The organism is Staphylococcus sp. M0911, assembly GCF_003491325.1.
In the GTDB taxonomy this organism is placed as follows: domain Bacteria; phylum Bacillota; class Bacilli; order Staphylococcales; family Staphylococcaceae; genus Staphylococcus; species Staphylococcus warneri_A.
Genome location: NZ_CP022881.1, coordinates 732,870 through 759,864 on the forward strand (window position 1 = coordinate 732,870; position 26,995 = coordinate 759,864).

Annotated in this window: 24 protein-coding genes; 20 read left to right on the forward strand and 4 right to left on the reverse strand. The window is 32.0% G+C overall.

The window, feature by feature from the left end; all coding sequences use genetic code 11:
• Position 1 precedes the first annotated feature (1 nt).
• The 3 genes from ssp1_RS03515 (at position 2) to ssp1_RS03525 (ending at position 4,120) form a co-directional block, all read left to right on the forward strand.
• The gene (locus tag ssp1_RS03515) at positions 2–1,723 is read left to right on the forward strand and encodes a lactose-specific PTS transporter subunit EIIC (protein WP_118828116.1); all 1,722 of its coding nucleotides are present in this window, start codon (positions 2–4) and stop codon (positions 1,721–1,723) included.
• Between the two features lie 18 nt (positions 1,724–1,741).
• Positions 1,742–3,154 (forward strand): 6-phospho-beta-galactosidase, encoded by a 1,413-nt coding sequence (lacG, locus tag ssp1_RS03520; RefSeq protein ID WP_075778420.1) that lies wholly within the window; start codon positions 1,742–1,744, stop codon positions 3,152–3,154.
• A 105-nt stretch (positions 3,155–3,259) separates the two neighbouring features.
• On the forward strand, positions 3,260–4,120 hold the full coding sequence (locus ssp1_RS03525; protein ID WP_075778419.1) for an alpha/beta hydrolase: 861 nt from the start codon (positions 3,260–3,262) through the stop codon (positions 4,118–4,120).
• 111 nt (positions 4,121–4,231) lie between these two features.
• Here ssp1_RS03525 and ssp1_RS03530 read toward each other — a convergent pair whose 3' ends face one another.
• Positions 4,232–5,230 (reverse strand): LLM class flavin-dependent oxidoreductase, encoded by a 999-nt coding sequence (locus tag ssp1_RS03530; RefSeq protein ID WP_075778418.1) that lies wholly within the window; start codon positions 5,228–5,230, stop codon positions 4,232–4,234.
• Positions 5,231–5,355: 125 nt separating this feature from the next.
• On the opposite strand from ssp1_RS03530, the gene ssp1_RS03535 reads away from it, so the two are divergent.
• The 6 genes from ssp1_RS03535 to ssp1_RS03560 all read left to right on the forward strand — a co-directional run bounded on the left by ssp1_RS03535 (position 5,356) and on the right by ssp1_RS03560 (position 10,868).
• Positions 5,356–6,363: an NADP-dependent oxidoreductase gene (locus ssp1_RS03535; protein ID WP_075778417.1), complete on the forward strand. Its 1,008-nt coding sequence runs from the start codon at positions 5,356–5,358 to the stop codon at positions 6,361–6,363.
• A 62-nt stretch (positions 6,364–6,425) separates the two neighbouring features.
• Positions 6,426–7,433: a zinc-binding alcohol dehydrogenase family protein gene (locus tag ssp1_RS03540; RefSeq protein ID WP_075778416.1), complete on the forward strand. Its 1,008-nt coding sequence runs from the start codon at positions 6,426–6,428 to the stop codon at positions 7,431–7,433.
• A gap of 296 nt (positions 7,434–7,729) precedes the next feature.
• Positions 7,730–9,292, forward strand: coding sequence for a BCCT family transporter (locus tag ssp1_RS03545; RefSeq protein ID WP_118828117.1), 1,563 nt, complete (start codon positions 7,730–7,732; stop codon positions 9,290–9,292).
• A gap of 182 nt (positions 9,293–9,474) precedes the next feature.
• Positions 9,475–10,011 carry an alkaline shock response membrane anchor protein AmaP gene (amaP, locus tag ssp1_RS03550; RefSeq protein WP_002450483.1) on the forward strand — a complete coding sequence of 179 codons (537 nt, stop codon included), beginning with the start codon at positions 9,475–9,477 and terminating at the stop codon, positions 10,009–10,011.
• Between the two features lie 12 nt (positions 10,012–10,023).
• On the forward strand, positions 10,024–10,263 hold the full coding sequence (locus ssp1_RS03555) for a DUF2273 domain-containing protein (protein ID WP_002450482.1): 240 nt from the start codon (positions 10,024–10,026) through the stop codon (positions 10,261–10,263).
• Positions 10,264–10,346: 83 nt separating this feature from the next.
• Positions 10,347–10,868 (forward strand): Asp23/Gls24 family envelope stress response protein, encoded by a 522-nt coding sequence (locus ssp1_RS03560; protein WP_049424644.1) that lies wholly within the window; start codon positions 10,347–10,349, stop codon positions 10,866–10,868.
• A 92-nt stretch (positions 10,869–10,960) separates the two neighbouring features.
• On the opposite strand, the gene ssp1_RS03565 is transcribed toward ssp1_RS03560, so the two are convergent.
• Positions 10,961–12,916, reverse strand: coding sequence for an IucA/IucC family protein (locus ssp1_RS03565; protein WP_075778659.1), 1,956 nt, complete (start codon positions 12,914–12,916; stop codon positions 10,961–10,963).
• 102 nt (positions 12,917–13,018) lie between these two features.
• Between ssp1_RS03565 and ssp1_RS03570 the strand changes: the two genes are divergently transcribed.
• The 7 genes from ssp1_RS03570 (at position 13,019) to ssp1_RS03600 (ending at position 21,937) form a co-directional block, all read left to right on the forward strand.
• Positions 13,019–14,194, forward strand: coding sequence for an MFS transporter (locus ssp1_RS03570; RefSeq protein WP_107536179.1), 1,176 nt, complete (start codon positions 13,019–13,021; stop codon positions 14,192–14,194).
• Positions 14,191–15,948: an IucA/IucC family protein gene (locus ssp1_RS03575; protein WP_118828118.1), complete on the forward strand. Its 1,758-nt coding sequence runs from the start codon at positions 14,191–14,193 to the stop codon at positions 15,946–15,948. The genes ssp1_RS03570 and ssp1_RS03575 overlap by 4 nt, the downstream gene beginning before the upstream one ends.
• Before the next feature lie 4 nt (positions 15,949–15,952).
• A complete protein-coding gene (locus tag ssp1_RS03580) occupies positions 15,953–17,032 on the forward strand; it encodes an alanine/ornithine racemase family PLP-dependent enzyme (protein ID WP_075778656.1) in 1,080 nt (359 codons plus the stop codon).
• Between the two features lie 239 nt (positions 17,033–17,271).
• Positions 17,272–18,279, forward strand: coding sequence for an ABC transporter substrate-binding protein (locus ssp1_RS03585; protein WP_075778655.1), 1,008 nt, complete (start codon positions 17,272–17,274; stop codon positions 18,277–18,279).
• An 11-nt stretch (positions 18,280–18,290) separates the two neighbouring features.
• Entirely contained in the window at positions 18,291–19,322 is a 1,032-nt protein-coding gene (locus ssp1_RS03590) for a FecCD family ABC transporter permease (RefSeq protein ID WP_118828119.1), read from the forward strand.
• Positions 19,319–20,284, forward strand: a complete 966-nt coding sequence (locus ssp1_RS03595) for a FecCD family ABC transporter permease (protein WP_037551895.1) — start codon at positions 19,319–19,321, stop codon at positions 20,282–20,284. Before ssp1_RS03590 ends, ssp1_RS03595 begins: the two co-directional genes overlap by 4 nt.
• A 282-nt stretch (positions 20,285–20,566) precedes the next feature.
• Positions 20,567–21,937: a YjiH family protein gene (locus ssp1_RS03600; RefSeq protein ID WP_118828120.1), complete on the forward strand. Its 1,371-nt coding sequence runs from the start codon at positions 20,567–20,569 to the stop codon at positions 21,935–21,937.
• Positions 21,938–22,016: 79 nt separating this feature from the next.
• Here ssp1_RS03600 and ssp1_RS03605 read toward each other — a convergent pair whose 3' ends face one another.
• Positions 22,017–22,340, reverse strand: a complete 324-nt coding sequence (locus ssp1_RS03605; protein ID WP_075778652.1) for a heme oxygenase — start codon at positions 22,338–22,340, stop codon at positions 22,017–22,019.
• A 161-nt stretch (positions 22,341–22,501) separates the two neighbouring features.
• Complete coding sequence (locus tag ssp1_RS03610) at positions 22,502–22,762, reverse strand: SunI/YnzG family protein (protein ID WP_002450471.1); 261 nt, start codon at positions 22,760–22,762, stop codon at positions 22,502–22,504.
• 196 nt (positions 22,763–22,958) lie between these two features.
• Between ssp1_RS03610 and ssp1_RS03615 the strand changes: the two genes are divergently transcribed.
• From ssp1_RS03615 to sdrM, 4 genes are all read left to right on the forward strand, one after another.
• Positions 22,959–23,480 (forward strand): metal-dependent hydrolase, encoded by a 522-nt coding sequence (locus ssp1_RS03615; RefSeq protein WP_002450470.1) that lies wholly within the window; start codon positions 22,959–22,961, stop codon positions 23,478–23,480.
• Positions 23,481–23,546: 66 nt separating this feature from the next.
• Positions 23,547–24,734 carry a UTP--glucose-1-phosphate uridylyltransferase gene (locus ssp1_RS03620; RefSeq protein WP_075778651.1) on the forward strand — a complete coding sequence of 396 codons (1,188 nt, stop codon included), beginning with the start codon at positions 23,547–23,549 and terminating at the stop codon, positions 24,732–24,734.
• Between the two features lie 18 nt (positions 24,735–24,752).
• A complete protein-coding gene (gene trhA / locus ssp1_RS03625; RefSeq protein WP_049424626.1) occupies positions 24,753–25,436 on the forward strand; it encodes a PAQR family membrane homeostasis protein TrhA in 684 nt (227 codons plus the stop codon).
• Between the two features lie 221 nt (positions 25,437–25,657).
• Positions 25,658–26,995, forward strand: a complete 1,338-nt coding sequence (sdrM, locus tag ssp1_RS03630) for a multidrug efflux MFS transporter SdrM (RefSeq protein ID WP_075778650.1) — start codon at positions 25,658–25,660, stop codon at positions 26,993–26,995.

Sequence of the window (26,995 nt, forward strand, 5' to 3'; positions counted from 1 at the left end):
CTTGATGAAAAAGTTAATTGCCCAGATTGAGAAGGGTAAACCATTTTTTGAAAAGTTATCAAGAAACATTTATTTAAGAGCTATTCGTGATGGGTTTATTTTAGCAATGCCTGTCATCTTATTCTCAAGTTTATTCTTACTAATCGCTTTTGTACCTAATGTATTTGGATTCAAATGGGATAAAGAGATGGAAGGCATCTTGATGAAACCATATAACTATACAATGGGACTTGTAGCATTACTTGTAGCTGGTACGACAGCTAAATCACTTACAGATTCGTATAACCGTAAGCTTGAAAGTACAAACCAAATCAACTTTATTTCAACTATGCTTGCGTCAATCTGTGGTTTCTTATTCTTAGCAGCCGATCCTGCTAAAGAAGGTGGATTTTTAAATGCGTTTTTAGGAACTAAAGGATTATTAACAGCCTTTATTTCAGCATTTATCACTGTGATTGTTTATAACTTCTTTATTAAACGTGACATTACTATCAAAATGCCTAAAGAAGTACCACCGAATATTTCACAAGTATTCAAAGATATTTTTCCATTTTCAGCAGTTATTTTAATATTATATGGTATTGATTTAACAATTAGAGCAACTATTAAAACGAATGTAGCAGAAACGGTACTTAAAGTATTTGAACCGTTATTTACAGCAGCTAATGGTTGGATTGGAATCACAATTATCTTTGGTGCCTTTGCATTATTCTGGTTTGTAGGTATCCACGGTCCTTCTATCGTAGAACCTGCAATTGCTGCTATTACATATGCAAATATTGAAGCTAACTTTAAGTTAATTCAAGCAGGCGAACATGCTAATAATGTAATTACATCTGGTACACAAATGTTTATCGTAACAATGGGTGGTACAGGTGCTACATTAGTTGTTCCATTTATGTTTATGTGGGTAGCTAAATCTAAACGTAACAGAGCTATTGGTAGAGCATCTGTTGTACCAACATTCTTTGGTGTAAATGAGCCGATCTTGTTTGGTGCGCCATTAGTTTTAAACCCAGTATTCTTTATACCTTTTGTATTAACACCAATTGTAAACGTATGGATCTTTAAATTCTTCGTTGATGTTTTAGGAATGAATAGTTTCTCAGTTAACTTACCATGGACTACACCTGCACCATTAGGTATTGTCATGGGTACGCAATTTGCACTGTTATCATTCGTGCTTGCAGTAGTATTAATCGTTGTTGATATCATTATCTATTATCCGTTCTTAAAAGTTTATGATAATGAAATTCTAGAAGAAGAAGCCGGCATTAAGGAAAGTAATAGTGAGTTACAAGATAAAGTTGCAGCTAACTTTGATACTAAAAAAGCAGATGCTATTTTAGCATCACATTCAAACAAAGGTACTGAAGCTACAACAGACTTAGCAAACAATATTAAACAACAAACAAATGTATTAGTTCTATGTGCAGGTGGAGGAACAAGTGGATTATTAGCCAATGCATTAAATAAAGCAGCTGAAGAATTTAATGTTCCTGTCAAAGCTGCAGCTGGTGGCTACGGTGCACATATGGATATTAGGAAAGATTATCAGTTGATTATTTTAGCCCCTCAAGTGGCTTCAAACTATGAAGATATCAAACAAGACACTGACAAATTAGGTATCAAGTTAGTTAAAACTCAAGGTGTTGAGTATATTAATTTAACGCGTGATGGACAAGCAGCACTAGCATTTGTACAAAAACAATTTGAAGATTAGATAGGAGCGTTTTTCATAATGACTAAAAAATTACCTGAAGATTTTATTTTTGGTGGAGCGACTGCCGCATATCAAGCTGAAGGAGCAACTCAAACGGATGGTAAAGGACGTGTCGCATGGGATACTTATTTAGAAGAAAATTACTGGTATACTGCAGAACCTGCAAGTGATTTTTATCATCGTTATCCAGTAGATTTAGAATTAAGTGAAAAGTTTGGTGTGAATGGTATTCGTATATCTATCGCCTGGTCTAGAATTTTTCCAAAAGGATATGGTGACGTAAATCCTAAAGGCGTTGAATATTACCATAAACTATTTGCCGAATGTCATAAACGCCATGTAGAACCATTTGTAACGTTACATCACTTCGATACACCTGAAGTACTTCATAAAGATGGTGACTTTTTAAATCGTAAAACGATTGACTATTTTGTAGATTATGCAGAATTCTGTTTTAAAGAATTCCCTGAAGTAAAATACTGGACAACATTTAATGAAATTGGTCCTATTGGTGATGGTCAATACTTAGTTGGTAAGTTTCCTCCAGGTATAACATATGACTTTGGAAAAGTATTTCAATCTCATCACAATATGATGGTGGCACATGCCAAAGCAGTAAAGCTATTTAAAGATGGTGGATATAACGGTGAAATTGGCGTTGTACATGCATTACCTACTAAATATCCTTTAGATCCTAATAATCCAGAAGATGTTAAAGCAGCAGAATTAGAAGATATCATTCATAATAAATTTATTTTAGATGCAACATATTTAGGTAAATATTCAAGAGAAACAATGGAAGGTGTTCAACATATACTTTCTGTGAATGGTGGCAAGTTAGATATCACAGATGAAGATTACCAAATTTTAGATGCAGCTAAAGATTTAAATGACTTCCTAGGTATTAACTACTATATGAGTGATTGGATGAAAGCTTACGATGGAGAATGTCTAATTACGCATAACTCAACTGGTGATAAAGGCGGATCAAAATATCAATTAAAAGGTGTCGGACAAAGAGAGTTTGATGTCGATGTTCCAAGAACAGATTGGGATTGGATGATTTACCCACAAGGTTTATATGACCAAATTATGCGTGTTGTCAAAGACTATCCTAATTATCATAAAATCTATATCACTGAAAATGGTTTAGGTTATAAAGATGAATTTATAGAATCTGAAAAAACAGTTCATGATGATGCACGTATTGATTATATTAAACAACATTTAAACGTTATCTCAGATGCAATTGCAGATGGTGCTAATGTTAAGGGTTATTTCTTATGGTCATTAATGGATGTGTTCTCATGGTCAAATGGTTATGAAAAACGATATGGATTATTCTATGTAGATTTTGATACACAAGAACGTTATCCAAAGAAAAGTGCTTATTGGTACAAACAATTAGCTGAAACAAGAGAAATCAAATAAAGTATTTTTTACAAGGTGTGTCATCTTGATGCACCTTGTTTTTTATGTGCGTGATTTGAAAAAATACTATATACTGAATGAAATATATGAAAAAGAGGTAATTTGATGAAGTCAAAATGGCTACTAATGATTAGTATTTTAATCATCGCATTGATTATAGTCGCATTAGCGATAGTTGTACGTCAACAACATGCAACGAAAGTAGATACACAACATTTTAAACAATCACATACTGGTACAATATTTGTGCATGGTTATGGTGGGAGTGCAAACTCAGAAAAATATATGGTAAATCAAGCTGTAAAGCAAGGTGTAACTAATAATGTCATCACAGCTAGGGTATCTAAAAATGGAAATGTCAATTTTAAGGGGAATCTAAAAGACAATGCTGTCAATCCTATAATCAAGGTAGAGATGGAAGATAATAAAAATGGTGACACAGAACAAAACGCTAAAAATATTAAAAATGTATTAGCAAACCTTAAATCAAAATATAAGATTGAAAAGTATAATTTTGTAGGTCACTCAATGGGGAATTTATCATTTGCATACTTTATGAAAATGTATGGTACAGATAAAGACGTACCTCAATTAAATAAAGAAGTTAATATTGCTGGGACATTCAATGGCGTTTTAAATTTAAATGAAAAGGTAAATGAAATTACGGTTGATCATAATGGTAAGCCAAGTAAAATGACTGATAATTACAAAGCATTATTATCTCTTAAAGATAGTTATAAAAATAAAGATATTAACGTATTAAATATATTTGGAGACTTAAAAGGTGGAACACATTCTGATGGGCGTGTTTCAAATGCTTCATCTCAATCTTTAAAATATTTAATAGGAGATTCGGTGAGTAGTTATAAAGAATCTAAATATACTGGAAAGTCAGCACAACATAGCCAATTACATGAAAATAAACAAGTAGCCAATGAAATAATAGAATTTCTTTGGTCTAAATAATTAAAAGGTACAATTTCCATACGTTCAAATCGAGTATTTCTTTTCATTTATAGATTGAAAGAAACGATAATGTAACTTAGTTGGATATTGTACCTTTATTTGTATAGTTTCTTATGATTCACAGTATTCCATTACTAATTCTAATAGCCTTTTTCGATTCGCTTCTCCATATACATGTGGCAAAATCATTATTTCGTCAACATTATAATCATTTTTTAGTTGTTTCAACTGAGCATTTATTTGATAAGGTGACCCACTAATCACACGGTTTGCGTTGGATGACATCTTCTTAAGTTCTCTATCAGACCATTGTCGATTTTTAGCTGTATCAATTGAAGGATAAGATTTAGGTTGATTAGCATAAAAAATCCGTATTAACCATAAATGAAAGGCATTTAGTAATTGATTAGTTTTGTCTTGATTTTCTGCGGTAATGACAAAGGTTGCTAATATAACATATGGTTTTACTTGTTCCCCATAGTGTTGATATATAGTAGATTTATACGTTTTAATAGCCGCTTGAAGGTGATGTGATGCTTGACCCATCTGTGCTATGACAAAAGGCAATCCTTTTCTACCTGCTAGTTTCGCACTTCGTTCACTCATTCCAAGTATAAACATATCAGGATAACTATCTATTTGTGGGGTTGCAATTAAAGTTTGAAATCGATGTGGTTTAGTAACATCATCAGTAAAATATTTTTGTAAGTCATTTAATTGAGTTTCGAATTGTAGTGGTTGATTTTTATTTTCGTTCAATGCTGCAAAAACATTTGGATAGCTTTTAGAGCGACCTAAAGCCAAATCTACACGTTTTGGATGTCGTGCTTCCATAATTTTAAACTGTTCTGCTACTTTATATGGACTATAGTGTGGCATCATGATACCACCGCTTCCAATACGTATATGATTCGTTTGTTCTAACAGAGACATCATAATCATCTCTGGTGCACTTGATGCTACTGATAAAACTTGGTGATGTTCTGCTACCCAATATCTTTCATATCCCAACTGTTCTGCAAGTTGTGCTAATTCGATACTATGATTCAGTGCATCAGAAGCATTTCTATTTTCAAAAATAGGCACGTAATCTAAAATACTTAGTTTCATAATTGAATGCATCTCCAATTTTGATCTCATTTATTGATTCATATTATACAGTTCAGACGAAATGATTGCGACATCTTGAACTGAGGTATTATGGTAGTATTAATAAATTGAAAAAGGATGATTCGATGAATAATGAACAAATTATTTTTAATAAATATCCTGATGGTATGCCACAGGACGATACATTTAAATACGAAGAAATAGAAACTAAAGATCCACAGAGTGGTGAGATACAATTAAAAACATTGTATATTTCAGTTGATCCGTATATGCGAGGTAGAATGTCACAAGGTGACTCCTATGTTCAACCATTTGAAGTAGGACAACCAATTATAAGTCATATCGTTGCTCAAGTAACTACTTCAGAAGCGGATGGTTTCCAAGAAGGCGATATCGTTACATGTATGCTACCTTGGAAAAAATATAATACAGTTACTAGTGACAAAGTTAATGTTGTGCCATCTACAGAAGTACCACTTGAATTGTATTTAAGTGTACTAGGTATGCCAGGCCAAACAGCTTATCATGGTTTATTAGATATTGGACGTCCACAAGAAGGTGAAACAGTTGTTGTTTCAGCAGCTTCAGGTGCCGTAGGTTCTGTGGTAGGTCAAATTGCTAAGATCAAAGGATGTCGTGTGGTAGGCATCGCTGGTGGACCTGATAAAGTCAATTATTTAACTGATACATTAGGTTTTGATGCCGGTATTGATTACAAAGATGAGTATTTCGCTGAGAATTTAGCACAAGCATTACCAGATGGCGTGGATGTATATTATGAAAATGTTGGTGGAGCTATTGCAGATGAAGTATTTAAACATCTTAATCGCTTTGCACGTGTGCCTGTGTGTGGTGCTATTTCTTCATATAATCATCCTGAAGACGACATTGGTCCAAGAATACAAGGCACGTTAGTTAAAAAACAAGCTATGATGAGAGGTTTCTTGGTAGCCGAATTTGCAAATGATTTTAAAAATGCGAGTGAAGCATTAGCAGAATGGGTTCGTGAAGATAAAATAAAAACGCAAACAACTGTGGCTAAAGGGTTTGACAAAGTACCAGAAGCATTTAGAAATCTTTTTACAGGTGACAATTTTGGGAAGCAAGTGATTAAAGTAGCAGACCCTGAATAAAAAAGTATATATTAATAACGAGGTAGATCGTTTAATTTAAACCAATTTGAGGTGATTGCAGCATGAAAGCATTAGGATTTGAACAACCATTTAACTTAGGTGAAGGGAACCACTTTAAAGCATATGACATAGACCTACCACAACCTAGGGACACTGAAATTTTAGTGAAAGTAAATAGTATTAGTGTAAATCCCGTCGACACTAAACAAAGGCAATTGCCAGTATCTCATTCACCAAGAATTTTAGGATTTGATGCTGTTGGTATAGTTGAATCAATTGGAAAGAATGTGTCTATGTTTAAAGAAGGAGATAGAGTGTTTTATTCAGGTTCACCTATCCAACATGGTTCAAATGCTGAATATCAATTAATAGATGAACAGTTAGTCGCTCATGCACCTGAAAATGTTTCAGATGAACAAGCAGCGAGTTTACCATTAACTGGAATTACCGCATCAGAAACTTTGTTTGATTGCTTCAATATTTCAGAACGTTCAAAAGACAATGAAGGTAAATCTATATTAATTATTAATGGTGCTGGTGGTGTAGGTAGTATTGCAACACAAATTGCACATCACTATGGTTTACAAGTCATTACAACTGCGTCTAGAGATGAAACAAAGAAATGGTGTTACGACATGGGGGCAGACATTGTAATCAATCATAAAAAAGATTTAAAACAGCAATTATCTCAACAAGGCATTGAAGAAGTGGATTATATATTCTGTACTTTTAATACGGATATGTATTATGAAACGATGATTGATTTAATAAGACCAAGAGGACATATTGCGACAATTGTAGCTTTTAATGAAAAACAAGATTTAAATCTACTTAAGTCAAAAAGTATTTCATTTTCTCATGAGTTTATGTTTGCGAGACCTGTTCATCAAACTAGAGATATGATTAAGCATCATGATTACTTAAAAGATATTGCAATAAAAATAGAGCAGGGTGTCTATCAACCTACAACTACTAAGGTGATTGAAGGTTTAACAGTAGACAATCTTTATAAGGCACACCAAATATTAGAAAGTCATACAATGATAGGTAAGTTAGTAATCAACATTTAATTATTTATGGGAAGTTATTTCGAAAAATTGAATCATAGAGTAAGAAGCAATTTAATTAGGACGAAATGAATAGATATTAAACGTCGAATTAACTGGAATTATTAAGCAACAAAATAGGTATATATGATTAAAACCTGAGACATCGTGTCTCAGGTTTTTTAATTTATCTATAGATCAATCTAAATTTAACAAATTATTAAAATATTAATTGATACAAATTGAAAATAAATAAAATATGATTGGGAGTAAGTAGCTAGGGTATATGAAAGATATAAAAAAGGGGGAGTGTTTTACATATGAAGGATAAATCTATTAGCATCGTATTTTGGGTTGCATTATCCATTTGTACACTATTTGTTATTTATGGTGCAATATTACCAAAACAATTAGAAACCGTTACTAAAAATATTACTTCATTTATAGCGGTTAACTTTTCATGGTATTACCTATTATTAGTGCTACTAATCTTAATAGTATGTGTGTATTTACTATTTTCTAGGTATGCATCAATTACTTTAGGTAAAGAAGGTGAAGATCCAGAGTTCTCATTACCATCATGGTTTGCAATGTTATTCAGTGCTGGTATGGGAATTGGTTTAGTATTTTGGACAACAGCTGAACCTATTAGTCATGCTTTTAAACTAACACCTTTGCATAAAGCAGGTACACAAACTGCAATCAACGATGCCATGCAATTTTCATTTTTCCATTGGGGTATTCATGCATGGGCAGTATATGGCATTGTTGCACTAGTCTTTGCTTATTTTAGCTTTCATAAAGGCTATCCAGGTTTAGTAAGTGCAACTCTAGTCCCAATATTTGGAGAAAAGGCCATGAAAGGTCCTATAGGAGGTGCCATTGACGTATTAGCGGTGATCGCTACTGTAACAGGCGTAGCTGCGACATTAGGTTTTGGTGCTTTACAAATTAATGAAGGACTTCATTTTCTATTTCATCTACCAAATAATTTTGGTACACAAGTGGTCTTAATTGTGATTGCAACAGTTTTATTTACTTGGTCTGCCTGGTCAGGTATCGATAAAGGTATTAAAACACTAAGTAACATTAATATGGCGTTAGCGTTTATTGTATTAGTTGGTTTATTTATTGTGGGTCCAACACTTTATATTTTAAATACGTTTACGAACGGATTAGGTAATTATATAGCCAATTTCTTTAGTATGAGTTTAAGAATCCCATCAAGTCATCAAAAATTCCAATGGTTACAAAATTGGACGACCTTTTATTGGGCATGGTGGGTATCCTGGGCACCATTTGTAGGAATATTTATTGCACGTGTTTCAAGAGGTCGTACTATTAAAGAATTTATTTTGGGCGTATTGTTTGTCCCAGCATTAGTTTGCTTTATATTCTTTGCTGTTTTCGGTGCATCTGCAATGTATTTGCAAGACAATAAAATTGCTAACATTGCAAAAGAAGCAACTGAAACTGCTACATTTGCCACACTAGAACATTATCCACTTGGATTTATTTTAAGTATTATTACGTTAATCGTAATTATGATTTTCTTTGTTACATCTGCAGATTCAGCGACTTACGTATTAGGAATGCTCAGTTCACAAGGCGATATTAATCCATCTTCAATTGTAAAGGTCAGTTGGGGAATCATTATGGCTTTATTTGCCATTATCATGATTTATACAGGTGGAACACAAGCAATACAGAACTTACTTATTATAGCAGCGTTGCCGTTTTCAATTGTCATTATTTTAATGATATGGTCATTATTTAAATCACTAGGTGAAGAAAAACCACGACCAAGTAATAAAATATTAGTCAAAGATAGAGATTCCGTTGTATTAGAATATAAAAGTTCGAAAGATAAAAAAAGTTTTTAGATTTTTTAAAATAAATGTTTTCGATTGCAATTAAATGGGAATAAACCATATAAGTAGTACTTAATTAAATATAAAAACTGATTATTAAATTTTAAATTATTGGTTTTGATTTATTTATAATAGGGTACTCATTTTGTGTGATACTAAAAAATATAATACTAATTGAGGAGGTGTCATACGAGGTGAAAAGACTTAAAAACTTTATCCTTGGCCTACTTATTGTAGTCATCGTTGGTTTCCTATTGTTTATGTATATTAAAGATAGTCGTATTTCTCAATACCAAGATTACTTCTTACAATTCAATTGGTTCCAACCACTATTGATTGGCCTAGCAGGATTGCTAATATTAATTGGTTTAATATTAGTACTAAGCATATTTAAACCTACGTATAGAAAACCTGGATTGTACAAAGAATTTGACGATGGTCATGTCTATGTATCAAGAAAAGCCGTTGAGAAAACAGTTTATGACACGATCGCTAAATATGATCAAGTTAGACAACCTAACGTTGTTACTAAAATGTACAACAAGAAGAAAAAATCATTTATTGATATTAAGGCAGATTACTTTGTTCCAAACAATGTTCAAGCAACATCATTAACAGAAAGTATTCGTGCTGATATTAAACAAAATGTTGAACACTTTACTGAAATGCCGGTAAGAAAATTAGAAGTAAACGTCAAAGATCAGAAAACTTCTGGTCCAAGAGTGTTGTAAGGGAGGGATATCATGGCTAATAATAATAACCAAAATGGACAAGACTCTACGCAACAACTTATTAACATATTGAAAACTTTCAAATGGAGAATCATCGGATTTTTAGCATTTTTACTTATAGCTATATTATTCCTAACTTTAGGTTTCTGGAAAACCATTTTAATTATTGTTTTATGTTTAATAGGAATTGGAATTGGGTATATTAAAGACCGTACACAAGACTTTTTGAATTTTCTAAATAGATGGAGTTAATTTAACTTTAATTTCTAAGATGTTCATTGAAAGTTTTAAAAAGATTAAAGAATAATAATTTTATTTAAAAAGGAGAATGCAAAATGGCAGTAGATAACAATAAAGCAAAACAAGCGTATGATAACCAAACAGGTGTTAACGAAAAAGAAAGACAAGAACAACAAAAACAACAGCAACAACAAGAAAATCAACAACCTCAATTTGAAAACAAATTAACTTTCTCTGATGAAGTTGTTGAAAAAATTGCTGGTATCGCAGCTCGCGAAGTTAAAGGTATCTTAGATATGAAAGGCGGCTTCACTGATAGCTTTACTAATGCTTTCTCAAGCGGTAACAATGTAACTACAGGTGTTTCTGTTGAAGTTGGAGAAAAACAAGCTGCAATCGACTTAAAAGTTATTTTAGAATATGGTGAATCTGCACCAAAAATCTTCCGTAAAGTAACTGACTTAGTTAAAGAACAAGTGAAATATATCACTGGTTTAGAAGTTGTAGAAGTTAACATGCAAGTTGATGATGTTATGACTAAAAAAGAATGGCAACAAAAACATGAAAAAGAAAACAACCAAAACAACAACAATAATGAAAGACAAGGTTTACAATAATCTGTCCATTTAGTTATTTAGTTTTATAATTAAGAAACCGTGAGATACTTTAAAGCGTATCTCACGGATTTTTTATGTCTTATTATCATGTATTAAGAATGTAAGGGGTTGTTTACTTTAATATATGTGTATTCATGCGCTTCATCTTCTAAGCGCATGGTAGTCACGCACTTATAATCAATTGATTTAGCAAATATTACATTTTGAATTTCAGAGATTCTTTCATTAGAAACATCGGTAATTGTATCTAAAATTTGGTGTATGATGTTCGCTATATCGTTCCAAATTAAATCTTCTAAATCATCTTGATTAGCAGATTGTACAACGTTTAATATTAATTCACCTAAATGATTTTGGACAGTTGAATAAAATGCTTTATTGAAAACAGAGTCTTTAGATTCTGTCAAAATACGAGATTTCTCGTGAAATTGATTTGTAGCATAACCCATGCTATTTAATCTAGCTTGATCGATTCGTAATCCTTCAAAATCTCTTACATATAAATGATTTAATGAACCATCTTCGTTAAAATGTGCTATTGCGTTCTGTAGATGTGCTTCAAGTGCAATGCCGTACTTAGTTAATAGGGGCACTACTAAGCCTAATAGGGCATGACTATAATCTTTCATCCAAGCTTGGGCAGCTTCATCGTATGAAGTGAAGTCATTGTGATTTTGGTATAACTTAATTAATGACACAATTGGCGGCTCAGGGTGATATGGATATTGGGCAACTAGACTTGATGGAATCATTGATGTTAACCCTTTTTCCTTAAGATGAATGTTAATATTGGTTCTAAACAATGTACCTAATTGTTCACTACGCTCTGTTTGTATCGGGTCTTGGTCGTTTCTATTATAAAAATGGATACCAGCTAATTCATCAATGACCGATGATGCATATGGTTTGAATGTCATGTCATTAACTAATATTTGATTTAAAATGTGGGTCACTAATGGACCGTTATGTGTGGTTTGTTCCGATAATGTTCTAATCTCTCCTGTAATATGCACATTAGTTGATAATTTAATATGAGGATCTTCATTAGGTGCTTTTGGCATCAATGTTCTAAATGATAACCCAGCATAATACGGTAAAGTACAATGTGTCTTTATGATCAAATGTTGATCAAGTTCTTTACTATAATCACGAGCAAGCACTTCATCATATTGCCAAGGATGCACAATCATCACATGATAATCATCTAGACTGATATCATGATATTCTTTTACTTCATCCTGAAGTTGTTGATACATTTTAGGGAAAAGTTGGTTCATCATGTCATTATAAGATTTAGCTAATGATTGAACTCTACTAAATTGATGATGTATCAAAATAATTTTCAAATTAATGGGTTGCGCAAATTCAGGAGAATATTTAAATGTCTCACTAGAATTCATACCTTTTCTTAACTTTGCTCCTGGATGTAGGGGATGACCTTCAATAACAGATTGTTCTGAACGTAAATAGCTATCGTCATGATTTTTAATAATATCAAACAAAGGTCGTGACTCATCTTTCATACTATAGGCTTGATAGCTAATAGCAAAAATCATATTTGCAGCGCTGTTAGTTAAATCATCTTTAAATTGATCGCTCGCCTCGTTGTCTAACTCCGGTGCTTCAATTAAAACCAATTCTAAAATATCATTCGGATGTTCTACTCGATAAAATATTGAATCATTTATGGATTGATAATAAAAAGGACCTTCAACATCTACACGATTAAATGCATGTTTACCACTTATAGGTGCATATAACTTTTTGTGAGATGCTTTAAATTCTATTTCTAAAACTTCAGGTCGATGGCTTGATAAACCTTCAATATCTTTACTTTTTAATATTCTGCTATGATCATTGCCATTTACCAAATTTTCTCTATGTATGGATGTGACTAATCTTTGTGTCACTTTATCGCGACCGATATTTACATTTTCAATAAAGTATTGAGACCATTCTGGATGAGATTGACTTAAAAATTGATAAGCATTTTGCTCATCTTTGGTCAATTTTAAATTATGTTCTTTTGTGTTTTTAATTAAATTCATAATTCACCTCTAAAAAAATATTTTACAAAAATTAATAAGATTTGTATAATCCATATTAATGATAATGATTATTATTATCAATTAAAAAGACAGGTGAAATTTATGGCTAAATTTTTCTTTTCCAGTTCATTTCTTCTGTTTTTAGGGAATTGGATTGGGCAAATCGGGTTAAACTGGTTTGTACTTACTACATATCATAACGCAGTTTATTTAGGTTTAGTTAATTTTTGCCGGCTCGTACCCATTTTGTTACTAAGTGTATGGGCAGGCTCTATAGCTGATAAATATGATAAAGGAAATTTACTGCGTATTACAATAACTTCATCATTCTTAGTGACGGCAATACTATGTGTGATGACATACTCATTTAATCAGATTCCGGTATATATTGTATTAATATATGCGACATTACGAGGAATGTTAAGTGCTGTTGAAACACCTGTGAGACAAGCGATCTTACCAGATTTATCTAATAAAATCACAACAACACAAGCAGTATCATTTCACTCATTTATTATTAATATTTGTCGTTCTATTGGTCCAGCCATAGCAGGTGTTATTCTAGCAGTTTATCATGCGCCAACGACATTTTTAGCTCAAGCTATTTGTTATCTCATAGCGGTAGCTTTATGTTTCCCTATACATATCCAAGCTACTCATATGGGGGATCATCAAAAAGAGATGTCAATAAAAGTAGTGATGGATTATTTCAAACGCAATTTAGAAGGCAGTAAGATTTTCTTTACATCACTATTAATTATGGCAACCGGCTTTTCATATACAACTATATTACCGGTACTGACTAATCATGTATTCCCAGGACAATCTGAAATATTTGGTATTGCAATGACTTGTTGTGCCATTGGAGGCATTATTGCTACTGTGATATTACCTAAAATTCTCGATCATATCGATGCTGTTAAAATGTATTATCTTAGTTCATTACTTTTTGGCATCGCCTTATTAGGTATCATTGTTCATAATTTAGTAATCATGTTTATCTGTATTACTTTAATTGGATTATTTAGCCAATGGGCGAGAACAACAAATCGCGTATATTTCCAAAAAAGTGTTAAAGATTATGAAAGGGGTAAGGTATTAAGTATTGTAATGATGGACCGAGGCATGATACCGTTAGGAAGTTTAATCATGAGTTTCTTTGCTGACAAATTTGGCGTATTAAATACATTTTTAATTATGGGAATAAGTACAGTAGCCATTTCGATCATATTTTACTTAATGCAACGAGTTCATAAAATTGGAGGAATTTCACAATGACACGCAATGAGTGGTTACTTGCGGATAAAAACATTCAACATAGAATGTTAAATGCAATATTAAAAGAGCAAATATGTCCTGAGGACGCAAAAATAAATAAAACAACAGAAAAAATTGAATTACAATATCATGGACGAGTTCTAACAGCATATGTTTTAAGAAAAAGTATGTTAGAAAGATATGTATTTGATGGAGCATTCACCTATCAATGTGGTGATGAACGCATTCAAATTACAAGTTTAGAAAGTTTACTTAACATATTGAATGATGCTTTTGATATTGAAATATCTGAGCGTTTATATCATGAGCTTATCCATAGTAGGGATAGCTTTGTAGAATCATATAAACAATTTAATAATAGAACATCATTAATTCATCAAAGTATGACATTTTCAATGTTGCCAGACACGATTAATTTTTTTACGTGGTTGCAACATATAAAAGATAATGGTGCTACAAATGATTTAAGTTACTCTGAAAGTTTAGTATTAGAAGGACATCCTACACATCCTTTAACTAAGACGAAGTTGCCATTAACGACAGAGGAAATACGTCGCTATGCACCAGAATTTGAAAAAATTATTCCATTACATATTATGCTCGTTTCATCATCACATATCATCACGACATCAATGGAAAATGATGAACAGTATATCGTTAATCAAGTTATTCCAGAACTAAAAGATAAATTACAAGCTTTTCTTAAACCACTCGATTTAGATATCAATGATTACCGGGCAATCTTTGTTCATCCTTGGCAATATGACCATGTGATTGGGGAACGTTTTAAAACATGGATTAGCGACAAAATATTAATACCAACCCCATTTACAGTTGAATCTAAAGCCACATTGTCATTTAGAACGATGGAGTTATTGCATCATCCATTTCATATTAAATTGCCAGTCAATGTACAAGCAACAAGTGCTGTACGTACGATATCTACTGTAACAACGGTTGATGGCCCTAAGTTAAGTTATGCATTGCAAGATATGTTGAATATATATCCTGAATTAAAAGTGGCTGCGGAGCCATTTGGTGAGTATGTTGATGTGGACCCTGACTTAGCTCGTCAATTAGCATGTATCGTAAGAGAAAAGCCAGTGTTAACTCAAGAAGGTTCAACTATAGTAAGTGCGAGTTTAGTGAATCGTAATCCAGTTGATAACGATGTCGTGGTTGATAGTTATATTAAGTGGACTTATAACGAACTCACTTCAGAATCGATAGAACGATTTATTCGTCAATATACTAGTACGTTAGTAAGACCATTAATAGCGTATATTCAAGATTACGGTATTGCCTTAGAAGCACATATGCAAAATACTATTGTTAATCTTGGCCCTAATTACCAAATGAACTTTTTAGTCCGTGATTTGGGTGGTTCACGTATTGATTTGCAAACATTGAAATATAAGTTACCAGATGTTGAGATTACGAATGAAAGTTTAATTGCAGATTCAATTGAAGCAGTGATAGGTAAGTTTCAACATGCCGTTGTTCAAAACCAACTTGCAGAATTAATTCATCATTTTAATCAATATGACATGGTGAATGAACAGGCATTATTTAAAATAGTTCAACAAGAAATTGAAACTGCGATTGATGACAATAAAAATCATGCCGAAGCTTTACCTCGTGTCTTATTTGGACAAAAGATTTCAGTTAAAGCATTATTAAGTATGAGAATGGAAAATAAAGTGAAGAAATATTTGAATACAGAATTGGAAAATCCAATAAAAAAAGAGGTGTAAGTACATGGCAAATATAAATATAAATTTATCCAAAATACAATACAATGCCAAAGTACTTCAAACAATTTTAGATGCTAAACACATACAATTTACACCTGTTATTAAATCTATCGCAGGTGATCGTCAAATTGTTCAAAAATTAATCGATTTAGGTATCACTCATTTTGCAGATTCACGATTAGAGAATATAAGACAATTAACTGATTTTGATTGTTCATTCACGATACTACGATCAACACAATTATCACAGTTAGATAATATGATTAAAAATGCACAAATCAGTATTCAAACCGAATTAAATACAATTTTAGAGCTTAATCGTATAGCAGAACAATTAAATTTAAAACATCAAGTAATATTAATGGTTGATTGGAAAGACGGTAGAGAGGGTGTTCTAACGTACGATGTTGTTAAATATATAGAAACCATATTAAATTTATCTCATATTCAATTAATAGGTCTGTCATTTAATTTTATGTGTTTTAAATCAGGAACACCTATCGAAGATGACGTCTTTATGATTAATAAATTTGTGAGTGCCATAGAGAGAGAAATAGGTTATCGCATGAAAATTGTATCTGGTGGAAACTCAAGTATGCTACCGTTAACAATGTATAATGACTTAGGTAAAATAAATGAATTACGAATTGGTGAAACATTATTTAGAGGTGTCGATACAACTACAGACAAGCCTGTTTCACATTTGTATCAAGATGCGATAGTATTGGAAGCGGAAATATTAGAAATTAAACCACGTATGAATAGCCATACGAAACAGTCATATTTGCAAGCGATTGTTGATATAGGGTACATTGATACTGATACAACTCATATAAATCCTATAGCCAATGATATCCAAATTATTGGCGCCTCTAGTGATCATTTAATGATCGATTTAAACAATCAGGATCATTATCAAATCGGTAATAAAATTCAATTTCAATTAAGCTATGAAGCCTTATCTCGTTCGATGTATAATAAAAACTTAGAAAAAGTTTATGCCACTGATATGAAAGTTGAAACGATGATACATTCTTTTAATGAACCCTTTTGTTCAATTCATAATATAAAATCAAATATTTAAACAGCGGGGCACCGACAACAGCGATCTTATATGAGATTGAGAAAAAACGTTAGGTGCTCCTTTTTAATATCTTAAATAATTAAAATTCAAATCAATGATAAAACCATTACGTATTATATAAGATAAAGGTATTCAGAGGTCTCAAATTAATTATAAAATTTATAAAAATCATATTGACAATGAGAATCGTTATCAATAAACTATATATGTAAGCATATACATAGTTAAGGAGTGGAAAAATGAAAGGTATCAAGTTTTTGAGCATACTCGGCTTAATGTTAGCTTTAGTTTTAGTGACTGCATGCGGTAGTGTAAGCAATAACGGGTCAGACGACTCTAAAAATAAATCAGCATCTAAAGCTGGGGTTGAAATTAAACATGCTGAAGGAACAACAAAAGTTCCTAAACATCCTAAACGTGTGGTCGTTCTTGAATACTCGTTTGTAGATGCATTAGCAGCGTTAGATGTTAAACCTGTAGGGGTTGCAGATGATAATAAAAAAGAACGTATTATTAAACCATTAAGAGATAAAATCGGAAATTATACTTCAGTAGGTGCTCGTAAGCAACCTAATTTAGAAGAGATTAGTAAGTTAAAACCAGATTTAATTATTGCTGATAGCAACAGACATAAAGGAATTTATAAAGATTTAAACAAAATTGCACCAACAATCGAACTAAAAAGTTTCGATGGTAACTATGATGATAATATCGATGCATTCAAAACAATTTCTAAGGCATTAGGTAAAGAAGACCAAGGTAAAAAGCGTCTAAAAGAACATGATAAGAAAATTGCTGAATACAAAAAAGACATCAAATTTGATAAAGATGAAAAAGTATTACCAGCTGTAGCAGCAAAATCAAGTTTCTTAGGACATCCTAGTGAATCATATGTTGGTCAATTCCTAACACAATTAGGATTTAAAGAAGCATTATCACCAGATGTTACAAAAGGATTAAGTAAATACTTAAAAGGACCTTATTTAGAAATGAATTCAGAAACATTGTCAGACGTTAATCCAGGTCGTATGTTTATTATGACTGATAAAGCAAGTCCGGACGAACCAACATTCAAGAAAATGCAAAAAGATCCAGTTTGGAAAAAACTTGATGCAGTAAAAAATAATCGTGTAGATGTTGTAGATCGTGACTTATGGGCAAGAGCTCGTGGTTTAATTTCTTCTGAAGAAATGGCAAAAGAATTAGTTGAGATTTCTAAAAAGGATCACAATAAAGACGATAAGTAAGGTGGAAAACGATGACTATGAAAGAACAAAGTAGTCAATCCGCTATATTACAAGAAAAAAGAAAACGCACTACACTCGCATATATTGTGAGTGTGTGCTTTCTTTTTATTTGTATTTATTTAAATTTAGCGATTGGTTCTTCTCATATTGAATTTAAAGATATCTTTCATTATATTACAGGGCATACTGATACGAAGCAGTCATTCTTGATACATAATTCAAGAATGCCACGCATGTTAGCAGGTTTATTAATCGGTGGTGCACTGGCACTTGCAGGTTTACTAATGCAATCTATTACAAGAAATCCATTGGCTTCACCGCAAATATTTGGTGTGAATGCTGGTGCTTCTTTTGTAATTGTATTAATAACGGTTCTAATACCATCACTTGAAAGCTATTCCATGATTTTAGCAATGATAGGTGCATTTTTAGGTGGATTAACGGTCTATACACTTTCAGGTTCAACCAAGGCAATGACTCCAGTTAAATTAGCATTAGCAGGTATGGCAGTTCATTTATTCTTTAGTAGTATGACCCAAGGGGTAATATTGTTAAATGAGGATTCCAACTCATCAGTGATGTTTTGGTTAGTAGGTTCATTGTCAGGTGTTAAGTGGCCAGAAGTGATTGCTATTACACCATGGTTAGTTGTGGCTATGATAGTTACAATGCTTATGGGACGACAATTAACAATAATGGAACTAGGCGACGATATTGCTAAAGGATTAGGTCAAAAAATTCAAGTTGTTCGAATGCTCTTAGGATTATTAGTCATTATTTTAGCGGGTTTATCAGTTTCAATCGTAGGTCCTATAGGATTTGTAGGCTTGATCGTACCTCATATTGTTAAACGTTATATCAATAATAATTATATTTTAATGATTCCACTCACTATTATAATTGGTGCCGATTTATTATTATTTTCTGATGTTTTATCACGACTTGTCACACATCCTTTTGAATCTCCAGTTGGTATCGTGACTTCTTTCGTAGGTGCATTTTACTTCTTATTTATCACAGTTAAAGGGGTGAAACGCGTATGACAAGGAAGAAGCATATGATTAGATATAGTATTGTTACAATATTATTAGTTATTAGTGCCATTTTTAGCTTATGTATTGGCTCAGTAATCGTGAATCCTATCGAGGCGATTAAAGGCATCTTCACACATGATAATTTTATTTTAAATGAATATAGAATCCCTAGAACATTATTAGGACTGATTATCGGTAGCAGTTTAGCGATATCTGGGGCAATTATCCAAGGTGTTGTTCGAAATCCACTTGCCTCTCCAGATGTGATAGGTATCTCTAAAGGTGCTAGTTTAGCTGCTGTCATTATCATCATGTTATTTCCATCTGCACCATTAGCTATATTGCCTATCGGTTCGTTTATCGGGGCGTTAATGATTAGCCTAATATTATCTTTTTTAATTTCTAAATTTGATGTTAAAGGTTCTAATTTAGCTTTAATTGGTTTGGCAATTGGAGCAATATGTACGGCGATTGTGCAGTTCTTGTTAATTCGTAATCCTATGGATGCTAATAATGCACTTGTTTGGTTAACCGGTAGTTTATACGGTCATAATATTTCAAACTTTTTATCTGTATTACCTTGGTTCATTATTACTATTCCGATAATTTTAATGTTGAGCCATCAATTAGATATCCTAGGATTAGGAGATAACGTCGCTGTCGCATTAGGTGCTAGAGTTAAAAGATTAAAAATGGTATTACTCATTTTATCAGTAATGTTAGCCGGTGCTTCCATTTCAGTCGTAGGTGGTATTAGCTTCTTAGGATTAATTTCACCTCATATTGCAAGACAAATAGTTGGTCATAAAACAATGCATGTCGCAATGATGTCCGGTTTAATCGGAGCGATATTATTAACATTTGGTGATGGTTTAGCAAGAGGTATTCATCCCCCATTGGATATCCCAGTAGGTGTCATTATTGCTATTATCGGGGCACCTTACTTCTTATTTTTATTAAGAAAAATGTAATCATAAGTTGTACGGCTAATGGACATATGATGCATCAAGACACAGGATATTGTGTTTCTTGGTGCATTTTATATGTCATAAAAATGTTTAAGCGAGTAGCTATGAAATTCTAAAATTATTTAACTTATAGCCATTGCACTTTGAATGTAAATCGCGTATAGTATTAAATACTTAATTATTCATAAAAATGTATATATATGAGATGACGTTTAGAAAGAAATATAAATGTAATTTGAGTATATATAATTGTATTTTTAAATAGATAGAAATGGATGACGGAAGATGAATAGATATACTAAGCAAGAAATCATTAAAGGTCGAATTAAATTTATTACAATGTCACTTATCGGCATCATTTTATTCTTAATTCCTATACCAGTAGAACAAGATAGTAAAAAGCAAACGACACTACCTGTTGCATTTTTAGCTAATTGGTTAAAAGATATTGTGGGTGGGGCAATGCCATTTATCATTGTGACAATTATAACATTATCGGCGATTTTAACACTCATTTGTTCTACGATTTTAAAAGATAAATTAGATCCAAAGGGCTTATTGTATAATGCGTTTAATGTAAATGTGAGTTGGATAATATTAAGAGTTTTAGCCGTTATTTTTGCATGGATGACGTTACTAAAAGTCGGACCTAAAATGATATATTCAGAAGATACTGGTGGACTTGTGTTTTCTAGTTTATTACCAACTTTAGTAGCTGTATTTTTATTTGCGGCTTTATTTTTACCATTACTTATGGAATACGGTCTATTAGAGTTGTTAGGACCTTTATTTAGACCTGTCATGCGACCATTGTTTACATTGCCTGGCCGTTCAACAGTAGATAATTTGGCATCATTTATTGGTGACGGAACTGTTGGTGTATTAATTACAAGTCGCCAATATGAAGAAGGTTTTTATTCAAGAAGGGAAGCAACGGTGATTTCCACGACTTTTAGTGTGGTATCAATTACCTTTGCAATTATTATTGCAGATACTGTTAAAATGCAAGATCAATTTTTCTTATTCTATTTAAGTGTTATCATTTCATGTTTAATCGCGGCAGTAATCATGCCAAGAATATGGCCATTGAATAAGATACCAGATGAATATGCGAAAGACGTATCGAGTGATGCAAGAACAGAGCAACTTCCTGAAGGTAAGACGGCGATTGGTCATGGATTTGATATGGCTACCGAAGTAGGGATTAAAGCACCAGGTGTGAAAGACTTCTTTAAATCTGGATTAAAAACAGTTGTAGATATGTGGTTTGTGATACTACCTGTAGTGATGAGTATTGGTACGATTGCGACTATTATTGCAAACTATACACCAATCTTTGAATTGATTGGTAAACCATTCGTTCCGTTTTTACAATTATTACAAATCCCTGAAGCTACTCATGCATCCCAAACTATTTTAATTGGCTTTGCAGATATGTTCTTACCATCTATATTAATTGAAAGTGCACATAGTGATTTAACTCGATTTGTTATTGGTGCATTGAGTATTACACAATTAATATATTTATCAGAAGTAGGCGGCGTCATTTTAGGCTCAAAAATACCAGTTAACATTGGCAAACTATTCGTTATCTTTTTAATCAGAACAATTATTACATTACCTATTATTACTTTAATCGCACATCTATTTTTATAATATAAAAGCCAAGATGACTTATTTGTTGCTATAACAATTGCTTATCTTGGCTTTTTATTATTTTAACTTTTGGGTAATATTATGGATTTAAAACAGATAGCACATTTGCTTTTACAATTTGGTTGCTTATAACTGGAGATGGTTCATCACTTTTGGAATCTTTAGGTCGTTGATGTGCCTCTTTAAATGCATCACTTTTTACCCAGTTATTAAAATCCTCTTCTGTTTCCCACCATGTATTAACGTACATATCCTCAGTGTCATCGTCTTCGTTATTAACTTGCCAAACTTCGATTTTATGAAATCCATTTAACGATTCAATCTTCCCGCCTTGTGTAAATCTTGGCGCCATTTTTTCTGCAAAACCTTGTTTTACAGTAATGCGATTTGTAACAACAAACATTAAAAATCACTCCTTATATATTTGTATTAGTCGTAATTGTGTTCTAATTAAATTATAGTCTTTCAACAGTACTATTAAAAATAAAAAGAGACAATGAATATTGCGCTTTTTAGCAATACCATTGTCTCTCTTATGTTTATTGAAACTTTATTATTAAAAGATTATTTTGTTAGTTCGTTATACACTTTTTGATCATTTTGAGTATAAATAATGTATTCATGGTCATCTGTATCAATAATAACGCGATTTGTTTTACCAAATGTAGAACCAATTCTAGAAACTTCTCTACCTTCAACGTTAGGTACTGCATGAATATCTTGGTCTTGAGAGATATTTTTAATTTCATTCGTTGGAATTTTGATATCTGCTACTCTCCATTGGATTCTAACCTCATTATTATCTTTTTTTACTGTCATTGCCATGATCCAATACACATCCTTTAATTAATTTTGTATGTATATCATAAATCATTTTGTAACCGTTTTCAAGATAAAATGTGATACTTTTTAAAATTAAGTCATACTAATTGTTATTTATTTTAATATTGCTCAGACCGAAAATACGTTCGTATAAATAAGGAGAATATGATAAAATATTGCTATTAAAGGAGAGGTAATTATGACTGGAAAGACACATGCATCTTGTGGACTATTAGTAGGTGCACTAACAACTCAATATTTTCATACAGATTTATTTTCATCAGTGACAGTTATTGTATTGTCGGTTATTTCTAGTTTATTACCTGATATTTGTCATACCCAAAGTAAAATAGGTAGGAAATTTAAAATACTTAGTTTTTTAATTCGACTCTTATTTGGTCATCGAACATTTACCCATTCATTATTATTTATAGGAATCATAGGGATTTTACTTCATATCATAGATACACCTATATATTATGAAGTAGCAATTATCATAGGATTGATTTCACATGTTATACTAGACATGGTAACACCCAAAGGGGTTAAATTATTGTATCCATTGCCAATAACAATTAAAACGCCATTGAATTTTAAAACAGGTGGACTTGTAGATTTATCACTTGCGACTGCTTTAACAGTTGGAGCCATTTATGTGTTTTTTCAAAGTGAAGTAAATGATATCATACATCATTGGGGATACCTATTTACGCAATATTAAAAACAAGATACATAAATTCGAACTTGAAATCGAGTGAAATTATAATTTACATAAGGAGACAAATTGATGTTAGAGAAAAATAAATTAGAGAAATTTAATCAACAACATTTATACGAATATGAAAAATTAATGAGTAGTAATGAAAAACAAGCACTTGAAGATAAAATTGAATCATTAGATTTAGAAGAAATTCAAGAGATGTATAAAAACTTATATGTTAATAGACAAACGATTGAAGATGCATCAGATGTTTCGGAAGTTAAATATACTGTTAAGTCTGAACTTGACGAACAAGGGAAAGATGAATATAGAAATCAAGGTATTGAAGCTATAAGAAATGGACAGTTTGCAGTAGTATTAATGGCTGGAGGACAAGGGACTAGATTAGGTTATTCAGGTCCGAAAGGCTCATTTGAAATTGAAGGCGTGAGTTTGTTTGAATTACAAGCACGTCAATTACTCGAATTAAAGAAAGAAACAGGACATACGATGGATTGGTATATCATGACAAGTGATATCAACCATGAAGCAACATTAGCTTATTTTGAACAGCAACAGTATTTTAATTATGATGTAGACAAAATTCATTTCTTTAAACAAGATAATATCGTTGCATTAAGTGAATCAGGACAGCTTGTGTTGAATGAAGCGGGCCATATTATGGAAACACCAAACGGTAATGGTGGTATCTTTAAATCACTTAAAAAAGCTGGCTATCTTGATAAAATGAAACAAGATAATGTTAAATATATATTTTTAAATAATATCGATAATGTATTAGTTAAAGTTTTAGACCCAATGTTTGCAGGATTTACAGTCTCAAATAATAAAGATATTACGTCTAAGACAATAAAACCTAAAAAAGGTGAAAGTGTTGGGAGACTTGTAAATAAAGATAGTAAAGATACAGTTCTCGAGTATTCAGAACTTGATCCTAATGTTGCAAATCAATTTGATAACGCAAACATTGGTATCCATGCATTTAAATTAGGATTTATTATGAGTGCAGTTGATAGAGAATTACCTTATCATTTAGCAATTAAAAATTTAAAACAACTAGATGAAGACTTTGGAGTAGTTGAACGACCAACACTTAAATTCGAGTTATTCTATTTTGATATTTTCCGTTATGGTACTAGCTTTATTACGTTACAAGTATCAAGAGAAGAAGAGTTTTCACCATTGAAAAATAAAGAAGGAAAAGACAGCGTAGAAACGGCAACGGCTGATTTGAAACGAATGGGAATGATTTAAACTAAGGTGGTCCATATCATGTCAAACACAGAACAACATATTGAATCAAATCATAGTTCTTTTAAAGATATTATGCCTTTGTCATTTGGTGAGGAAGTTGGTAATACTGTCACACATGGCTTTGCATCATTTTGTACAATGATTATATTACCATACGCTGCAGTGCATAGTTTTAATAAGGGCGGCACATTATTGTCGACAAGTATTTCAATATTTGTCATAAGTTTATTTTTAATGTTCATATCATCAACGGTCTATCATGCTATGGCGAATCATACAGTACAAAAATATGTATTGCGAATTATAGATCATAGTATGATATATGTTGCGATATCAGGTACATATACACCAATACTTTTAAATGTAGTTGGTGGTTGGTTAGGTTGGACTGTGTTTATTCTATTATGGGGGACAACAGTGTGGGGCATTTTGTATAAGTCAATTGCCACTCATGTTAACCATAAGCTAAGTCTAATAGTTTATTTAGTTATGGGGTGGGTAGGTGTTATATTTGCACCTATTATCGTTTTACGAACATCATGGATATTTATACTATTTATTGTATTAGGTGGTTTATCTTATACTATTGGTGCTTGGTTTTATGCACAAAAAAACCGACCATATTTTCATATGATTTGGCATATATTTATTTTAATAGCTTCATTTTTCCATTTAATAGGCATACTATTTTTTATGTCTTAAACAGAAAATATAAGGTAACTAGGGATATTACGATGATGTCTCTAGTTACTTTTTTAATTAATTAGAAATCATTTAAAAAAGAGATATCTTTTTTTACAGGTAGAAAAATAAGATAAAATATAACTAATTGAAAAAGTCATACTAATTAATGATTGTTTTATTAAATGAAAGTCTATAATATAGATTGAGTTGTAAGAAAAATTAAGTTGGAGGACAACTAAATGAGATTAAAATCGATGATAACGGTATTAGCGTTAATTTTGATAATGTTTATGGCTGCAATTGAAGCGTCAATTATTTCACTAGCAATGCCGACCATTCGTCAAGATTTAAATGCTGGAAGCTTTATTTCTTTAGTATTTACAGCATATTTTATTGCTTTAGTTATAGCAAACCCGATTGTTGGTGAACTGATGTCGCGATTTAAAATTATATATATCGCTATCACAGGGTTAGTTTTATTTGCCATTGGTAGTTTTATGTCAGGTACAAGTGAAACTTTTACGATGCTCATTATATCTAGAGTCATTCAAGGATTTGGTGCTGGTGTGATGATGTCGTTATCACAAATTGTTCCAAAACTTGCCTTTGAAATTCCATTAAGATATAAAATTATGGGCATTGTAGGTAGTGTTTGGGGCGTATCAAGTATTATAGGCCCACTTTTAGGTGGAGGTATTCTTGAAATAGCAACTTGGCATTGGCTTTTCTTCATTAATATCCCCATTGCACTTATTGCGATTATATTAGTCATTTTTACATTCCATTTTCCAGAGGAAGAAATCGTATCTAAAACAAACTTTGATGTTAAAGGTTTAAGTTTATTTTATGTATTTATTGGTTTATTAATGTTTAGTTTGCTTAATCAGGGTCAAGTTGTATTGAATGTTTTATCACTACTACTTGCACTATTGGTAGGGTTTATTTTATATAAAGTTGAAAAAACAACTGATCACCCATTTTTACCAGTGGTAGAATTTAACAAATCGATTGCTTTAGTATTTATTACAGATTTATTAATTGCCATTTGTTTAATGGGCTTTAATTTATACATTCCTGTATATTTACAAGAACAATTAGGTTTATCACCACTTCAAAGTGGATTTGTTATTTTTCCATTATCTGTGGCATGGATAATATTAAACTTTAACCTAGCTAAATTAGAAGCAAAATTTTCTAGAAAAGCATTGTATATTGGTGCATTTACGTTCCTAATTATTGGCAGTATCATTATTATTTTCGGTATAAAACTACCGTTACTTATAGCGTTTAGCGTTATTCTTGCTGGCTTAAGTTTTGGGTTTGTGTATACAAAGGACAGTGTCATTGTTCAAGAGGAAACGTCACCACATCAAATGAAAAAGATGATGTCATTTTACGCTTTGACTAAAAACCTAGGGTCATCAATTGGATCAACTGTTATGGGCTATATGTATGCTATGAAATCAGGGTTGTTCGGTAGCAACTTGCATAATGTATTAGGATTAGCCATTGTTATTGCAATTGTATTAGTGGCGATATGGAGTTTCATTTATAAAAACAAACCGGTGACTAACTAA

Coding starts and splice junctions, on each gene's coding strand:
- lacG (WP_075778420.1), top strand. CDS start 1,742: ATGACTAAAAAATTACCTGAAGATTTTATTTTTGGTGGAGCGACTGCC.
- ssp1_RS03525 (WP_075778419.1), top strand. CDS start 3,260: ATGAAGTCAAAATGGCTACTAATGATTAGTATTTTAATCATCGCATTG.
- ssp1_RS03530 (WP_075778418.1), bottom strand. CDS start 5,230: ATGAAACTAAGTATTTTAGATTACGTGCCTATTTTTGAAAATAGAAAT.
- ssp1_RS03535 (WP_075778417.1), top strand. CDS start 5,356: ATGAATAATGAACAAATTATTTTTAATAAATATCCTGATGGTATGCCA.
- ssp1_RS03540 (WP_075778416.1), top strand. CDS start 6,426: ATGAAAGCATTAGGATTTGAACAACCATTTAACTTAGGTGAAGGGAAC.
- ssp1_RS03545 (WP_118828117.1), top strand. CDS start 7,730: ATGAAGGATAAATCTATTAGCATCGTATTTTGGGTTGCATTATCCATT.
- ssp1_RS03555 (WP_002450482.1), top strand. CDS start 10,024: ATGGCTAATAATAATAACCAAAATGGACAAGACTCTACGCAACAACTT.
- ssp1_RS03560 (WP_049424644.1), top strand. CDS start 10,347: ATGGCAGTAGATAACAATAAAGCAAAACAAGCGTATGATAACCAAACA.
- ssp1_RS03565 (WP_075778659.1), bottom strand. CDS start 12,916: ATGAATTTAATTAAAAACACAAAAGAACATAATTTAAAATTGACCAAA.
- ssp1_RS03570 (WP_107536179.1), top strand. CDS start 13,019: ATGGCTAAATTTTTCTTTTCCAGTTCATTTCTTCTGTTTTTAGGGAAT.
- ssp1_RS03575 (WP_118828118.1), top strand. CDS start 14,191: ATGACACGCAATGAGTGGTTACTTGCGGATAAAAACATTCAACATAGA.
- ssp1_RS03580 (WP_075778656.1), top strand. CDS start 15,953: ATGGCAAATATAAATATAAATTTATCCAAAATACAATACAATGCCAAA.
- ssp1_RS03585 (WP_075778655.1), top strand. CDS start 17,272: ATGAAAGGTATCAAGTTTTTGAGCATACTCGGCTTAATGTTAGCTTTA.
- ssp1_RS03590 (WP_118828119.1), top strand. CDS start 18,291: ATGACTATGAAAGAACAAAGTAGTCAATCCGCTATATTACAAGAAAAA.
- ssp1_RS03595 (WP_037551895.1), top strand. CDS start 19,319: ATGACAAGGAAGAAGCATATGATTAGATATAGTATTGTTACAATATTA.
- ssp1_RS03600 (WP_118828120.1), top strand. CDS start 20,567: ATGAATAGATATACTAAGCAAGAAATCATTAAAGGTCGAATTAAATTT.
- ssp1_RS03605 (WP_075778652.1), bottom strand. CDS start 22,340: ATGTTTGTTGTTACAAATCGCATTACTGTAAAACAAGGTTTTGCAGAA.
- ssp1_RS03610 (WP_002450471.1), bottom strand. CDS start 22,762: ATGGCAATGACAGTAAAAAAAGATAATAATGAGGTTAGAATCCAATGG.
- ssp1_RS03615 (WP_002450470.1), top strand. CDS start 22,959: ATGACTGGAAAGACACATGCATCTTGTGGACTATTAGTAGGTGCACTA.
- ssp1_RS03620 (WP_075778651.1), top strand. CDS start 23,547: ATGTTAGAGAAAAATAAATTAGAGAAATTTAATCAACAACATTTATAC.
- trhA (WP_049424626.1), top strand. CDS start 24,753: ATGTCAAACACAGAACAACATATTGAATCAAATCATAGTTCTTTTAAA.
- sdrM (WP_075778650.1), top strand. CDS start 25,658: ATGAGATTAAAATCGATGATAACGGTATTAGCGTTAATTTTGATAATG.